This is a genomic window from Mycobacterium sp. E3298 (genome assembly GCF_001666895.1).
Classification (GTDB): Bacteria; Actinomycetota; Actinomycetes; order Mycobacteriales; family Mycobacteriaceae; genus Mycobacterium.
In genome coordinates this window covers 1-13,209 of sequence record NZ_LZJB01000370.1, presented here as the reverse complement: position 1 = coordinate 13,209, position 13,209 = coordinate 1, and the positions used below count along the sequence as shown (strand labels likewise).

General features: G+C 69.5%; 10 protein-coding genes. 9 read left to right on the top strand and 1 reads right to left on the bottom strand.

What is annotated here, in order from left to right:
* The 7 genes from pafA to A9X05_RS17015 all read left to right on the top strand — a co-directional run.
* The coding region (pafA, locus tag A9X05_RS17045; protein ID WP_067754988.1) for a Pup--protein ligase at positions 1–1,315 on the top strand (1,315 nt) is incomplete at its 5' end.
* Positions 1,316–1,503: 188 nt separating this feature from the next.
* Positions 1,504–2,499, top strand: coding sequence for a YafY family protein (locus A9X05_RS17040; protein ID WP_067782893.1), 996 nt, complete (start codon positions 1,504–1,506; stop codon positions 2,497–2,499).
* A complete protein-coding gene (locus tag A9X05_RS17035; RefSeq protein ID WP_067782890.1) occupies positions 2,496–3,467 on the top strand; it encodes a YafY family protein in 972 nt (323 codons plus the stop codon). The genes A9X05_RS17040 and A9X05_RS17035 overlap by 4 nt, the downstream gene beginning before the upstream one ends.
* 72 nt (positions 3,468–3,539) lie before the next feature.
* Positions 3,540–3,827 carry a Sec-independent protein translocase subunit TatA gene (gene tatA, locus A9X05_RS17030; RefSeq protein WP_067269728.1) on the top strand — a complete coding sequence of 96 codons (288 nt, stop codon included), beginning with the start codon at positions 3,540–3,542 and terminating at the stop codon, positions 3,825–3,827.
* A 45-nt stretch (positions 3,828–3,872) separates the two neighbouring features.
* Positions 3,873–4,841 (top strand): twin-arginine translocase subunit TatC, encoded by a 969-nt coding sequence (gene tatC / locus A9X05_RS17025; protein WP_156736789.1) that lies wholly within the window; start codon positions 3,873–3,875, stop codon positions 4,839–4,841.
* Entirely contained in the window at positions 4,831–7,635 is a 2,805-nt protein-coding gene (locus tag A9X05_RS17020) for an RNA helicase (RefSeq protein ID WP_067782899.1), read from the top strand. The genes tatC and A9X05_RS17020 overlap by 11 nt, the downstream gene beginning before the upstream one ends.
* Positions 7,636–7,716: 81 nt before the next feature.
* Entirely contained in the window at positions 7,717–8,457 is a 741-nt protein-coding gene (locus A9X05_RS17015) for a DUF4333 domain-containing protein (RefSeq protein WP_067755000.1), read from the top strand.
* Between the two features lie 4 nt (positions 8,458–8,461).
* Here A9X05_RS17015 and A9X05_RS17010 read toward each other — a convergent pair whose 3' ends face one another.
* Positions 8,462–9,442, bottom strand: coding sequence for a 5'-3' exonuclease (locus A9X05_RS17010; protein ID WP_067782887.1), 981 nt, complete (start codon positions 9,440–9,442; stop codon positions 8,462–8,464).
* A 102-nt stretch (positions 9,443–9,544) separates the two neighbouring features.
* On the opposite strand from A9X05_RS17010, the gene A9X05_RS17005 reads away from it, so the two are divergent.
* Positions 9,545–10,672: a Xaa-Pro peptidase family protein gene (locus A9X05_RS17005; RefSeq protein ID WP_067782884.1), complete on the top strand. Its 1,128-nt coding sequence runs from the start codon at positions 9,545–9,547 to the stop codon at positions 10,670–10,672.
* Between the two features lie 35 nt (positions 10,673–10,707).
* On the top strand, positions 10,708–12,975 hold the full coding sequence (locus A9X05_RS17000; RefSeq protein ID WP_067782881.1) for an alpha/beta hydrolase-fold protein: 2,268 nt from the start codon (positions 10,708–10,710) through the stop codon (positions 12,973–12,975).
* The last annotated feature ends 234 nt before the right edge of the window (positions 12,976–13,209 follow it).

Here is a 13,209-nt window from a genome sequence, read left to right as displayed (position 1 = left end):
CTGCACGTTCCACGGTCATCGCCGGCTGTCGCCGGACGAGGTCGCCCGGTACCTGTTCCGGCGCGTCGTGTCGTGGGGGCGCAGCTCGAACGTTTTTCTTCGCAACGGCGCCCGCCTGTACCTCGACGTGGGCAGCCACCCCGAGTACGCGACGGCCGAGTGCGACAGCCTGGTGCAGCTGGTCACCCACGACCGGGCCGGCGAATGGGTGCTGGAAGACCTGCTGATCGACGCCGAGCAGCGGCTGGCCGACGAGGGCATCGGTGGCGACATCTACCTGTTCAAGAACAACACCGACTCGGCGGGCAACTCGTATGGCTGCCACGAGAACTACCTGATCGTGCGGGCCGGCGAGTTCTCCCGGATCTCCGATGTGCTGCTGCCGTTCCTGGTCACGCGCCAGCTGATCTGCGGGGCCGGCAAGGTGCTGCAGACCCCGAAGGCGGCGACGTTCTGCCTGTCGCAACGCGCCGAGCACATCTGGGAGGGCGTCTCCTCGGCTACCACCCGCAGCCGTCCGATCATCAACACCCGAGACGAGCCGCACGCTGACGCCGAGAAGTACCGGCGGCTGCACGTGATCGTCGGCGACTCCAACATGTGTGAGACCACCACCATGCTCAAGGTGGGCACCGCCGCGCTGGTGCTGGAGATGATCGAGGCCGGCGTCCCCTTCCGTGACTTCTCGCTGGACAACCCGATCCGCGCCATCCGCGAGGTCAGCCACGACATCACCGGGCGGCGGCCCGTGCGGCTGGCCGGCGGCCGGCAGGCCAGCGCCCTGGACATCCAGCGCGAGTACTACAGCCGCGCCGTCGAACACCTGCAGACCCGCGAGCCCAACGCCCAGATCGAGCAGGTCGTCGACCTGTGGGGGCGTCAGCTAGACGCCGTCGAGAGCCAGGACTTCGCCAAGGTGGACACCGAGATCGACTGGGTGATCAAGCGCAAGCTGTTCCAGCGCTACCAGGACCGCTACAGCATGGAGCTGTCCGACCCCAAGATCGCCCAGCTGGACCTGGCCTATCACGACATCAAGCGTGGGCGCGGCGTGTTCGACCTGCTGCAGCGCAAGGGCCTGGCGGCGCGCGTCACCACCGACGAGGAGATAGCGGAGGCCGTCGACCACCCGCCGCAGACCACCCGGGCGCGGCTGCGCGGCGAATTCATCAGCGCCGCTCAGGCTGCGGGCCGCGACTTCACCGTCGACTGGGTGCACCTCAAGCTCAACGACCAGGCCCAGCGGACCGTGTTGTGCAAGGACCCCTTCCGGGCGGTCGACGAGCGGGTCAAGCGGCTGATCGCCAGCATGTAGTTTCTGGTCACAGCTGCCACACCCGTCGCTCGTACCCACCGATGCGCGCCACGACTGATATCGCGGGCGCTATCAAATCCGTCGAGCCGGTGGTCCCGGCGAACTAGTGACTGATGTGCCAATTGTGAAAACTGCGACTCGCCGGCCGGTGCAGGCGCACCACGGGCGACGGTTATAACCTGGTGCGAATGGCGACCTCGAAAGTCGAGCGGTTGGTCAATCTCGTCATCGCCCTGCTGTCCACCCGCGGCTACATCAGCGCGGAGAAGATCAGGTCCAGCGTGGCCGGTTACGCGGACAGCCCGAGCGCCGAGGCCTTCTCCCGCATGTTCGAGCGGGACAAGAACGAGCTGCGCGACCTGGGCATCCCGCTCGAGGTGGGCAGGGCGTCGGCCATGGAGCCCACCGAGGGGTACCGGATCAATCGGGACGCCTACGCGCTGCCGGCGGTCGAGCTGACTCCCGACGAGGCGGCCGCGGTAGCCGTCGCGACCCAATTGTGGGAGTCGCCCGAATTGATCACCGCCACCCAGGGTGCGCTGCTCAAGCTGCGCGCCGCGGGCGTGGACGTCGACCCCGATGCGCCGGTGGCGATCGCCTCACCCGCCGGGGTGCCTGGGCTGCGCGGTTCGGAAGAGGTTCTCGGAATCCTGCTGTCGGCCATCGATTCCCGGCAGGCGGTGCAGTTCCCGCACCGGCCCTTGCGCGCCGAGCCGTACAGCGTGCGCACCGTGGAGCCGTGGGGCGTCGTCACCCAGAAGGGCCGCTGGTACCTGGTGGGTCATGACCGCGACCGCGAAGCCACCCGGACCTTCCGGCTGTCGCGGATCGGCGCCGAGGTCCGGCCGATCGGCCCGGCCGGGGCGGTGGTGGTGCCCGCGGATGTGGATTTGCGCCATATCGTGGCCCGGACGATCGCCGAGACGCCGACCGGTGGGCAGGCGCGGGTATGGGTCGCCGACGGGCGGGCCACCGCGCTGCGGCGCGCCGGGAGGTCCTCCGGCGCGCGGCAACTGGGCGGCCGCGACGGGGAGGTAATCGAACTGGAGATCGGGTCCAGCGACCGGCTGGCGAGCGACATCGCCGGCTATGGGGCCGACGCGGTCGTGCTCGAGCCGCAGCAGCTGCGCGACGACGTCCTGGCGCGGCTGCGCTCCCACGTGGAGGACGGAGAGCTGTCATGACTGCCATATCCACGCGGCTGATCCGGCTGCTCAACATGGTGCCGTATTTCCAGGCCAACCCGCGGGTCACTCGGGCCAAGGCGGCCGCCGACCTGGGGGTGTCCGCCAAGCAGCTGGAAGAGGACCTCAACCAGCTCTGGATGTGCGGGCTGCCCGGCTACTACCCGGGAGACCTGATCGACTTCCAATTCGCCGGCGACACCATCGAGGTCACCTTCTCCGCGGGCATCGACCGGCCCCTCAAACTCACCTCGCCAGAGGCCACCGGTCTGCTCGTGGCCCTGCGCGCGCTCGCCGACATTCCGGGCGTCGTGGATCCGGAGGCGGCGCGCAGCGCGATCGCCAAGATCGAGGCCGCGGCGGGTGCCGTCGGGCAGGACGCCACCGGGTCGGCGGCAGCGGTCGACGAGCAGGCACCCGCGGAGAGCCACGCCGCGGCCGCGGTGCGCACCGCGGTGCAGTCCAAACACGCGCTGGCCATCGACTATTACTCCGCGTCGCACGACGCCCTGACCAGCCGGATCGTCGACCCCATCCGCGTGCTGCTGATCGGCGGCCACAGCTACCTGGAGGCCTGGTCACGCGAGGCCGAAGGGGTGCGGCTGTTCCGCTTCGACCGCATCGTCGACGCCACCGAGTTGGACGAGCCGGCGGCCCCGCCCGAACTGGCGCTACAGGCGCCGCCGGACACCTCCCTGTTCGACGGCGACCCGTCGCTGCCGTCGGCCAGGCTGCGGATCGCGCCGTCGGCGTCGTGGATGTTCGAGTACTACCCGATGCGCGACGTGCGGGAGCTGCCGGACGGGTCCTGCGAGGCGGTGATGACCTACGCCTCCGAGGACTGGATGACCCGCCTCGTGCTGGGCTTCGGGTCGGCCGTGCGGGTGCTTGAACCGGAGTCGCTGGCGGTACGTGTCCGGGATGCGGCGGCGGCGGCGCTCGACTCCTACCGGGCGCTCGCCCCCTGAGGCCACGGCGCGGTCGGTCCGGTGTATCGCCGCACTGCGGTAGCATCGGGTAGACGTCTGGAGGTAATCAAAGTGGGCAGTCTTAGTCCGTGGCACTGGGCGATCCTCGCTGTGGTGGTGATCCTGCTCTTCGGTGCCAAGAAGCTCCCCGATGCAGCACGTTCGCTGGGCAAGTCGATGCGCATCTTCAAGTCTGAGCTGCGCGAAATGCAGACCGAGAACAAAGCGGAGTCGTCGGCTTTGGAGGCCAACAACGCGACCAACAGCGCCCCCTCCGCGGCCAACCCCACTCCCGTGCAGTCGCAGCGTGTCGACGCTCCGGCGGCCGAGCAGGGGCATTCCGAAGCACGCCCGGCGTAGCCCGCCGTCATCGTCGCGGTGCCCGAGCGCTACTGAACGAGCGTCGTGAAAGGTCTCAAAGTTTCAGCGCGCACTGCCGGCGTGCTGAAGCGCCTCAATCCGCGTAACAGGCGCAGCCGAACCAACCCCGACGCGACGATGTCGCTCGTCGATCACCTGACCGAGCTGCGCACCCGGTTGCTGCTGTCGCTGGCCGCCATCTTGATCACCACGATCTTCGGGTTCTTCTGGTATTCGCACTCGATCTTCGGGCTGGAAAGCCTCGGCGAGTGGCTGCGCCACCCGTACTGCTCCCTGCCTCAGTCGGCGCGCGCCAGCATCAGCGCCGACGGTCAATGCCGGCTGCTGGCCACGGCGCCGTTCGACCAGTTCATGTTGCGGCTCAAGGTCGGGCTGACCGCCGGGGTCGTGCTGGCCTGCCCGGTGTGGTTCTACGAACTCTGGGCGTTCATCACGCCGGGGCTGTACCAAAAGGAGCGCCGCTTCGCGGTCGGATTCGTGATCCCCGCGGCGGCGCTGTTCGTCACGGGCGCGATCCTGGCCTACTTCGTGCTGTCCAAAGCGCTGGGCTTCCTGCTGACGGTCGGCAGCGACGTGCAGGTGACCGCGCTGTCCGGGGATCGGTACTTCGGGTTTCTGATCAACCTGCTGGTGGTGTTCGGGGTCAGCTTCGAGTTCCCGTTGCTCATCGTCATGCTCAACATGACGGGCGTGCTGACCTACGAGCGGCTCAAGTCCTGGCGGCGCGGCCTGATCTTCGGGATGTTCGTGTTCGCCGCGGTTTTCACGCCCGGGTCCGATCCGTTCTCGATGACCGCGTTGGGCGTGGCGCTGTCGGTGCTGCTGGAGTTCGCCATCCAGATCGCCCGCCTGCATGACAGGCGGAAGGCAAAGCGCGAAGCGCAGACAGCGATCCCGGACGACGAGGCCTCGGTCATCGAGGCGCCCGCACCGATACACGAGCCGGCGCGGGAGCCGTCGTTCACCGCCGGCCAGCATGACGATGTCACCTAAACCGTCGGTGCCGAAGGACGCAACGGAGCTCGTCGAGCTGACCCGGTTCACCGCCGAATTGCCCTTCGCGCTCGACGGTTTCCAGCAGCGCGCATGCGCGGCGCTGGAACGAGGCCACGGCGTGCTGGTGTGCGCCCCGACCGGCGCCGGCAAGACGGTGGTGGGGGAGTTCGCCGTGCACCTGGCGCTGGCCGCCGGCGGCAAGTGCTTCTACACCACGCCACTCAAGGCGCTGAGCAACCAGAAGCACACCGATCTGATCGCGCGCTACGGCCGCGACCGGATCGGCCTGCTGACCGGTGACATGTCGGTGAACGCCGACGCCCCCGTGGTGGTGATGACCACCGAGGTGCTGCGCAACATGCTTTACGCCGATTCGCCTGCGCTGCAAGGGCTTTCCTACGTCGTGATGGATGAGGTGCATTTCCTGGCCGACCGGATGCGCGGCCCGGTGTGGGAGGAAGTGATCCTGCACCTGCCCGACGAGGTGCGGGTGGTCAGCCTGTCGGCGACGGTGAGCAACGCCGAGGAATTCGGCGGCTGGATCCAGACGGTGCGGGGCGATACCACCGTGGTGGTCGACGAGCACCGGCCGGTGCCGTTGTGGCAGCACGTGTTGGTGGGCAAGCGGCTCTTCGACCTTTTCGACTACCGCAGCTCGGAAGCCGGCGGGCAGCCGGTCGCCGGCCACGAGGCGCGCGTCAGCCCGGACCTGGTGCGCCACATCGCGCATCGCCGGGAGGCCGACCGGATGTCGGACTGGCAGCCGCGGCGCGGGCGCGGTGGACGCGGCGCGCCCGGCCGGCCGCGGTTCTACCGGCCACCGGGGCGGGCGGACGTGATCGCGACGCTGGACTCCGAGGGGCTGCTGCCGGCGATCACGTTCGTGTTCTCTCGAGCCGGCTGCGACGCCGCCGTCCAGCAGTGTCTGCGCTCGCCGCTCCGGTTGACCACCGAGGAGGAACGGGCGCAGGTCGCCGAGGTGATCGACCACCGCTGCGGCGATCTCGCCGACGCCGACCTGGCGGTGCTCGGTTACTACGAGTGGCGGGAGGGGCTGCTGCGCGGCCTGGCGGCCCACCACGCCGGGATGCTGCCGGTGTTCCGGCACACCGTCGAGGAGCTGTTCACCGCCGGTCTGGTCAAGGCGGTGTTTGCGACCGAGACGCTGGCGCTCGGCATCAACATGCCCGCCCGCACGGTGGTGCTCGAGCGGCTGGTCAAGTTCAACGGCGAGCAGCACATGCCGCTGACACCCGGGGAGTACACGCAGCTGACGGGCCGCGCCGGGCGGCGCGGCATCGACGTCGAGGGTCACGCGGTGGTCCTGTGGAATCCCACGGACGAGAACACCGAGCCGTCCGCCGTGGCGGGCCTCGCCTCCACCCGCACCTTCCCGCTGCGCAGCTCGTTCGCCCCGTCGTACAACATGACGATCAACCTGGTGCAGCAGATGGGGCCCGAGCAGGCGCACCGGCTGCTGGAGCAGTCGTTCGCCCAGTATCAGGCCGACCGCTCCGTCGTCGGCCTGGTCCGCGGAATCGAGCGCGGCAACGCGATGCTCGCCGAGATCGCCGCCGAGCTGGGCGGCCCGCAGGCCCCGATCCTCGACTACGCGCGGCTGCGCGCCCGCATTTCGGAGATGGAGCGCGCGCAGTCCCGCGCGTCGCGTCTGCAGCGCCGTCAGGCGGCCAGCGACGCCCTGGCCGCGCTGCGGCGCGGCGACATCATCAACATCACCCATGGCAGGCGCGGCGGGCTGGCGGTGGTGCTCGAATCGGCTCGCGACGGCGATGACCCGCGCCCGTTGGTGCTCACGGAAAACCGCTGGGCGGGAAGGATTTCCACGGCCGACTACTCGGGCGCGTCGGCTCCGGTCGGGTCGATGCCGTTGCCCAAGCGGGTCGAGCACCGCCAGCCGCGGGTCCGGCGTGACCTGGCGTCGGCGCTGCGGTCGGCGGCGGCCGGGCTGGCCGTTCCGGCCAGGCGCCGCGGCGGCCGTGGCGACCACGACGGGGCGTTTCACGACCCGGAGCTGGCCTCGTTGCGGGAGGAGCTGCGCCGGCACCCGTCGCACAACAGCGCCGGGCTGGAGTCGCGAGTCCGGCAGGCCGAGCGGTATCTGCGCATCGAACGGGACAACGCGCAGCTGGAGAAAAAGGTTGCCGCCGCGACCAATTCGCTGGCGCGGACCTTCGACCGGATCGTCGGCCTGCTCACCGAGCGCGGCTTCATCCAGGGCCCGGAGACCGATCCCCACGTCACTGACGACGGCCGGCTGCTGGCCCGCATCTACAGCGAGAGCGATCTGCTGGTCGCCGAGTGCCTGCGGACCGGCGCGTGGGCCGATCTGAAACCGCCCGAGTTGGCGGCGGTGGTCTCGGCGGTCCTGTACGAGAGCCGCGGTGGTGAAGGCCCGCGCGCGGCGTTCGCCGCCGAGGCGCCCACTCAGCGGGTGCGACAGGCGTTGCAGCAAACGTCGCGGCTGTCGTACGCGTTGCGCTCCGACGAACAGACCCATCGGATCGCGCCGAGCCGGGAACCCGATGACGGCTTCGTCAACGTCATCTATCGCTGGGCCAAGACCGGTGACCTGGCCGCGGCCCTGGCGGCCGTCGACCCGGCCGGCGCCGGCTCGCCGCTGCTGGCGGGTGATTTCGTCCGCTGGTGCCGCCAGGTGCTGGATCTGTTGGACCAGGTCCGCAACGCCGCCCCCGATCCCGATTTGCGGGCCACGGCCAAGCGCGCCATCAATGACGTTCGGCGCGGCGTCGTCGCTGTTGACGCCGGGTAGGCTGTGCCGAAGCTACCGTAGATCCAATCAATCACAACGCCGAGAGTGCGTGCCAAGACACTAAGGGGCTGAGGAGAGACGATGAGCGGACCGCAGGGACCGGAGCAGCAGTGGCAACCGCCCGGCCAAGGTAGCGATCAGTCGTCCGAACCGACCCAGGTCGGTTCGCCGTGGCAGCAGCAGCCGGGCCAGGAGGCGACGTGGCAGGCCCCGGCCTACACGCCGCCCGCCGAGTACCCGCAGTACCAGCAGCCGGCCGAACAGGCGTATCCGCAGCAATACCCCCAGCAGCCCGGCTACGCGCAGCCCGGCCAGTACGCGCAGCCCGGCCAGTACGGCCAGCCGGGTCAGTACGGCCAGCCGGGGCAGTACGGGCAGCCGGGCCAGTATGGCCAGCCCGGCCAGTATGGCCAGCCCGGGCAGTACGGGCAGCCGGGCCAGTACCCGCAGCAGTACGCGCCATATGAGCAGCAGCCGCCCAAGAAGCGGTCGGTCGCCGTGATCGCCGGCGTGGGCGGGGTGATCGCCTTCCTGCTCATCGCCGTCGTGCTGGTGCTCGGCTTCTGGCAGCCCGGGTTCTTCGTCACCACCAAGCTGGACGTGAATAAGGCGCAGGCGGGTGTGCAGCAGGTCCTTTCCGACGAAACCAACGGTTACGGCGCCAAGAACGTCCAAAACGTCAAGTGCAACCACGGCCAGAACCCGACCGTCAAAAAGGGCGCCACGTTCGACTGCGACGTCAGCATCGACGGAGCCCCCAAGCACGTGACGGTGACCTTCCAGGACAACAAGGGCACCTACGAAGTGGGCCGCCCGCAGTAGTCGGTCAGTCCGGCAGCGCGTCGAGCGCCTTCTGCAACCGCCCTATCGACGACCCGACGCCCAGTCGGGTCGCCAGCTCCGCGGTGCGGTGCGGGTCGTCGGCCGCCAGCGGCAGGGCGTCGGTCGGGGTCGACAGGCTGACGGGTGCGTCGGTGGCCACCCGGACCACTTGTTCCGCGGCGTCGATGTAGTCCGTCGCGCCCAGCAGTTTCGAGCGCAGACCCTTGGCCATCTTCGATTTCGGATCGTGGGCGGCCGCCAGGATCTGTTCGAGCGAGCCGTGCTGGGCCAGCAGGGTCGCGGCCGTCTTCTCCCCGACACCCGGGACGCCCGGCAGGCCATCGGAGGGATCGCCGCGCATCAGCGCGAACTCGGCGTAGGCGGCGCCGGCCCGGTGTTCGGGCACGCCGTAGTGTTCGGCGACCTCCGCCGGACCGAACAGGGTGGCCTTGGTCAGCCCCCGGCCCAGGTAGAGGACTCGGACGGGCACCGGATCGTCGGACACCACCTGCAGCAGGTCGCGGTCGCCGCTGACCACCACCACGGGGTCGCGGCGTTCGCGGGCGGCCAGCGTGCCGAGCACATCGTCGGCCTCGAAACCTTCGGCGCCCGCCGTCGGGATGCCGAAGGCGTCCAGCAACTCCATGATCATGTCGATCTGCGGCGTCAGATCGTCGGGGACCTCCTCGACGTCGGGTTCGCCCTCGGGCTCGGCTTCCGCGACTCGATGCGCCTTGTAGGACGGGACGAGGTCCACCCGGAATTGCGGCCGCCAATCCAGGTCCAGGCAGACCACCAGCCGGCTGGGACGCTGCTGGCTGATCACGACGGCCATCGAGTCGATGAATCCGCGGACGGCGTTGACCGGCCGGCCGTCGGGGGAGGTGATCGACGACGGCACCCCGAAATACGACCGGAACCACATGCTGGCCCCGTCGAGCAGCAATAGCGGCGGTTCGCCGGTCGTACGTGGGGCCGATGGCATGCGGGTTATCGTCTCACGCTGCCGGGCGTCGGCTTCTCGTCGACCACCCAACGTAATCGGCGCACCAAGTCGGCGTTCGTCGGACCGGTTAGCCTGGCTGCCATGGAATCTCATCGGTTCGACACCGGGGTGTATGCCCACCGGCTGGCGGCGGCGGCCGCCGCGACCGCCGACGCGGGGTTGGCCGGCCTGGTGATCACTCCCGGGTACGACCTGCGCTACCTGGTGGGGTCGCGCGCCCAGACGCTCGAGCGGTTCACCGCGCTGGTGCTGCCGGCGTCCGGGGACCCGACGGTAGTGGTGCCGCGGCTGGAGCTGGCGTCGCTCAAGGGGTCGGCGATCGCGGAACTGGGTCTGGCGGTGCGGGATTGGGTCGACGGGGACGACCCCTACCAATTGGTGGGCGCCGCGTTGGGGGGTGCTCCCGCCGCGACCGCCGTCACCGACTCCATGCCGGCGCTGCACCTGCTGCCGCTGGCCGGTGTCCTGGGGGTATTGCCGATCCTGGCCACCGGCGTGATGCGGACGCTGCGGATGGTCAAGGAGGAATGCGAGATCGATGCGCTGCGCAAAGCCGGCGCGGCCATCGACCGCGTGCACGCTAGGGTGCCGGAGTTTCTGGTCCCCGGCCGCACCGAGGCCGACGTGGCCGCCGACATCGCGGAAGCGATTGTCGCCGAGGGCCATTCGGAGGTGGCGTTCATCATCGTCGGCTCCGGTCCGCACGGCGCGGACCCCCACCATGGCTACTCGGACCGCGAACTGCAGGTGGGTGACATCGTCGTCGTCGATATCGGCGGCGCCTACGAGCCGGGTTATCATTCCGACTCGACCCGCACCTACAGCATCGGTGAGCCAAATCCTGAAGTAGCACAACATTATTCGGTGCTGCATCGGGCACAACTGGCGGCCGTGGATGCGGTGCGCCCGGGCGTGACGGCCGAACAGGTCGACGCGGCGGCGCGCGATGTGCTTGCTGCCGCCGGACTCGGGGAGGTGTTCGTGCACCGCACCGGCCACGGCATCGGGTTATCGGTGCACGAGGAGCCCTACATCGTCGCGGGCAACAACCTGCCGCTGGCCGCGGGCATGGCCTTCTCGATCGAGCCCGGGATCTATTTTCCGGGCCGGTGGGGCGCCCGCATCGAGGACATCGTCGTCGTGACCGAAGACGGCGCCCTGCCCGTCAACAACCGGCCGCACGAGCTCATCGTGGTGCCGGTGCCGTAGCAGCCGAGGCGCACCGGCGCGTACGTTGGGGCTTGATGTCACTTCTGGATTTGACTCTCCTCCCGATCCGCATCGCACGCCACATCGCCGACACGCTGGTCCATCCCGCCGCGACGGCACCGGCACCAGCAGCTGAGCTCGTCGTGGTCGACGGCATGCCCGAGGGGGTGCCGCCGGCGGCGCTGCGCCCAGAGCCGCAACTACCGGTGCCGTCGGGATGGCCGTTCGGGGAAGAGTTTCCGCGCACGTGCGGCGCGGGCCGGTTGGCCGGCGGTGCCCTGTTCTGGACCGACTTTCTGTACGACGACCACGGGGCGACCGGCCTGCCGATCGGTGACCTGAAAGTGCAGGCGCCGCCGCGCGGCACCTACATCTATCCCGACGGCCCGGCGGCCCGCAACGGCGCCGACATTTTCCGGGTGGCGGTCGGGCTCACCGCGACCCACACGTGGTGGCGGATCGACTGGAACACACTGGTGGACGCGTCGGTCCCCATCGCCCTGTTCACTTTCGACACCGGTCCCGCCCGCAGCGCGCCGGAGCAGTGGCCCGCGGGGGCCGGGGTGCGCTCGCCCGGAATCGACATGGCCCTGCTGGTTTCCGGTAGCGGAGCCGCGCTGATCGACCTCACCACCCAGTCCACGACGCCCGTGCAACACAGCGTCGACATGGGGTCCCGATCGTTCCTCGCGCAGCTGCCGCGGACCCTGCTCGAGCCGGCCGGAAGCTGGACGGTGCGGCTGGCAGCGGGGTTGGCCAACGCGGCGGGCGACGGGTTCGCCGACGTGCCGGCCGAGCACGGCGCGCTGCCCGGGCAACCCAACGTCTACAACGTGGCCTTCCGCACCACCGAGCAGGAGGCGCCGCACCTGAACTTCTGGTCGGACGCCGCCCAGGCCGACGCGCTGACCCATGGCGACGTGTCGAAGTTCGCCCTGACCGTGGACTGGGATCGGTTGGCAGCCGGCGAGACCGAGCCCGAGCCGGTGATCACCGGGCCGTCGACCCGGTGGTACGTGTCCTCGATCGAGCTGGGTCAGGGCTTGGAACAAGGGTGGGCCGCCGACGACATCTTGAGCACCAAGCCGCAATTCCTCGGTCGGGTGCAGCCGTATTCGGTGTGCCTGCCTTCGACTTTCAAGCCCGGACGGATGCTGCCGTTGACCCTGCTGCTGCATTCGCTGGCGCTGGGGCAGAGCCAATTCGCCGCGATCGACCCCCGCCTGCTGCACGAGGTGTGCGAGGGGCGCGACTCGGTGGTGATCACGCCGCTGGCCCGTGGCCCGTCGACGTGGTACTTCGACACCGGAGAACTGGATGTCTGGGAAGTGTGGGCGCGCGTCGCCGAACAACTGGGCACCGATCCCAATCGCACGGTGATCTCCGGCTACTCGATGGGCGGCTACGCGGCTTACAAGCTGGGATTGACCTACCCGCAGGTGTTTTCGCAGGCGGTGGTGCTCGCGGGGCCGCCGACGTGCGGGGTGCGGCTACTTCCCGACGTCGACATCCCGGCCGACCTCGACCCGGACTCGCCCTGTGCCCGCGAGGGCGACACGTGGAAGCTGCTGGTCAACGCACGCTGGCTGCCCTATGTGATCGCGCACGGGTTGGTCGACGAGCTGGTGCCGTTCCCGTCGGCCGCCGAGCAGGCCCTCGAACTCGATCGGCTGGGCTACCGACATCGCTTCACGGTGTATCCGCTCGAGGATCACCTCGCCTGGGTGTTGCAGGACAAGTTCGAAGACCCGATCGCCCACATGGAAACCGGCCTGCGCCAGGCCGATCCGGGGCACATCACGTTCGCCTGGCACCCGCAATTGGTGCGCGACGACCTGGGCATCGGGCCGCATCGGGTCTGGTGGTTGTCCGGCCTGGCCGCGGACCCTGCGGTGACGGCGCGGCGCGGGGCCATCGCCGAAGTCGACGCGCGTTCGTATGCGCGCCCTGACCCGACACACACCGTTCGGCACCATCGCGGGTTCGTGCTGAACTTCGACCCGACCCCGGGCGTGTACAGCGAATTGGACTGGCGGGTAGGCCCGCCCGTGAGTCCGCTGCCGTATCTCACGCTGCGGCTCACTGGCGTCGCCGCAATCACGGTGGATGTGCGGCGCGCCGGCCTGGCCGCGTTGCCGGCGTCGACCATCATGATGGCCACCGACACCGCCGCGCGGATCACGCTGAGCGGCCTGCCCGCCGGGGTCAGCGTTCACCTCGACGGCCAACCGGCCGAACCGACCGTGGCGGTGCCGGTCGGACGGCACCGCATCACGCTGGCCGCGCGGGCTGTTGATAAATGAGTTGCGGCTTTGCAGAGATCCTCGCTAGCTTTTCCAAGCCATCATTGGGTGAATAGCGGCCGCGCGCGGTTCCGGCGAGAATTCGCGCGTGGCTCCGTTGGTGGTTGATCCCGAGGCGATGTTCGTCGCGGGGAGCGCCGTGGATGCTGTCGGCGAGGGCTTGGCGGCAGCATTGGGACCGCTCACCGCGGGCTTCGGGATCAACAGCGGCCAGGATGCGGCCGGGTTAATGTT